Genomic DNA, 2,456 nt, shown 5'->3' with positions numbered 1-2,456 from the left:
TGGCGCGGGGGTGGTCTGGGTAGATCGTTGATTTGATTGGTTTTCCTGTTCACTTCCAAACCCCTGAATTCGTGGCGTCAAACCGTGATCGGTTTCATCCATCGGTGCCAGTTATCGCTGTGGTCCGAGAAGGCAGGATTTGATCGGCGTAACGGTCAACCGGGAAGCGAAACACACCCCGCAAGTTGATGCCTTCCAGCCTAGTTGGTGCGATTTTCCCGATCAGTTCCGGTGGAATTACCTGGCGGCGGTTTGACCAACGATCCAGGACTGCCTGCATTTGTGAGGTATTCCATGCCATCACGGTGTTGGCCAGCAGGCTCAAAGCATCGGCCACAGCCTGCATTTCGTCGGCACGTTTGGCCTGCGCCGGGCTGATCCGGCCGGTATAAATGGCGCGCTTGAGGGCGTTGACTGCCTCACCCCGGTTGAGCACCCGGCGCAATTCGTTGCGAAAGGGGTCTTTGACAAAGTAGTCAGCCAAGAACGCCGTGCGCAGCAACCGCCCCAGTTGCACCCCGGCGTCATAGATCGGATCGCCTTGGGCAGCAGAACCAAATCGTGCCAGGGCTGCCACCGCACTGGCGTGCCCACTCATTACAGAAGCTGCCAAGTGAACCAGACTGTCCCAATGCTTTTCAATCAGATCGGTATCGACGTTGGCCTCACAGACCGATTTGATCTCTTCTGGAACCTTGGTGCCGCGTGGCACGAACAGGTGGCGCTGCTTCAATTCTTTTAGCCGCGGGCACAGATCAAAACCAAGCAGACGGGCCAGCGCCATCGCGAAGTCGGTGTACCCGTGAGTGTCCACCGCCAGTTGGCTGGTCTCCAGCTTTTCTTGACGGATCACGCCTTCGATGGCCACGCCCGCCTGTCGTTCATTGAGCACGAAAGGCTGCGCATGGAAGATTCCCCAGCGGTCGCGCACATGGGAATAGATGCCGATGGAAGGCGTGTTGCGCCGAGGATCAAGCCGGGCTTGCCATACGCGTTTGGTGGTCTCCATGCTCATCATGTCGGAAGACGCCAAATCAGATCGACCCCAAGTGGTGGCGATCGGGTGACGTTGCATGAACTCAAGCACAGCCTGGCAGGCCTGACTCAAGCGACGTTCATCCCGCGCCCAGCGCATGGCCTGACGAATACTGGTCGCAGACAGCTGAGGAATCATGCGCGCGCACTCGACGGCGGTCAGACTGGTGCCGTGCGCCATGATGCCGGCATAGACCATGAGAAGTTCGTCCGAAGAGCGCGGTTCGCGCCCGAGCATGATCCAACTGAAGCGGACCTGGGCATCGACGGCCAGAATCACTTCCGGCAATTGCACCTCCCCAATGCGGTGATCCAAGGCGGTACGCAGCTTGGTGACTTCTGGGTTTTCGTCCTCAGCGGGTAGCGCAGAAAGATGAAGTTCGTCGTCGACTGTCAGCACGCCGCTTCGAGCCGCCGCGGCAACCGCTTCGACACCAGCGGTTACTCTTTCCAACAGAGGCTTCAAGAATGTGGCGGCCTTGCCTGGCAGCGACAGGCGTGCGTAATGCTTCTTGGACTCAGCCTGCCAGCGCTCGTTCGTAAAGAACAAACGTGCACGGCCCCTGAAACTCAGGCTGTGCTCAATCCAGACCGATCCGTTGCGCACTGCGCGGCGCAGAGCAAATAAGGTAGCCACCTCCAGCGCCTGAAAAGCCCGCTCCCGGTCTGGGCTGGAAATCGAAGCCTGCCAAACCCTTCCCAGACTTGGGGCCACCACATCAGCAGGCAACTTCCTGGAGCCCTTGAGATAAAACGTTTGCAGCTTGGCCAAGAATTCAATGGCCGGATGCTCGCCAGTGGCTTGCCATGGCAGCTTTGCAATAGCGACCAGCAGGGACCGTACCGGGCGAATGCCATCTATCAATCCCTCGCGCACCAGTGAAGCCTTGCTCGGTGGTTTGCGTTTGCGAGTCTCGACCACCAGGGATTCAAGACGCGCGCGCAATTCTGCGTCGGGCACAGCGCCTTTGGCGCTCAATGTCTCCAGTTCTCCCAGCAGGGTTTTGTACATTGCCGCCCAGTTGACGGTAGCGGGAACCTCGGCGGCAGCTTGGCGCCATAGATCAGCAATCCGGCGCTGCACCATCAAAATCAATTGGTCCGTCGTTGCAAACAGGCAGTACCGCAGAAAGCAGGCGACCTCCACCGTGCGGGCCGGTTCCTTGATCTTTACCCCGGCAGACGGGGGTCTGGAGGCCAGTCGGCGCGCATAGCGGCGCAAGATGAGATCGGGAATGTCAGCCAGGTGTTTATGAACATCCAGTGCATACAGCAGGTCGATACGTTCCAGTACCTCGCTGATTTGGCGGGTTGAGTGTTTGGCCGGTGCCGCCCACAGCCAGCTTTGCTGGGTTTGGCCATCAGGGCGAAGCTCTGCGATCGATGCCCGCCATCGATCAAGGAGTGCAGGATCGACGTCG

The 2,456-nt window shown here is 59.0% G+C and carries 1 protein-coding gene; it reads right to left on the bottom strand.

Features of this window, described 5'->3' with window-relative positions:
• Nucleotides 1-94: 94 nt before the first annotated feature.
• Nucleotides 95-2,456 (bottom strand): Tn3 family transposase (locus tag WCG50_RS18890; protein ID WP_336901142.1); only part of this gene is annotated, 2,362 nt, incomplete at its 5' end.

This window comes from Rhodoferax sp. (assembly GCF_037143375.1).
GTDB lineage: Bacteria > Pseudomonadota > Gammaproteobacteria > Burkholderiales > Burkholderiaceae_C > Rhodoferax.
Note: the sequence above shows the minus strand (reverse complement) of the source record. Positions and strands in the feature narration are given on the sequence as shown.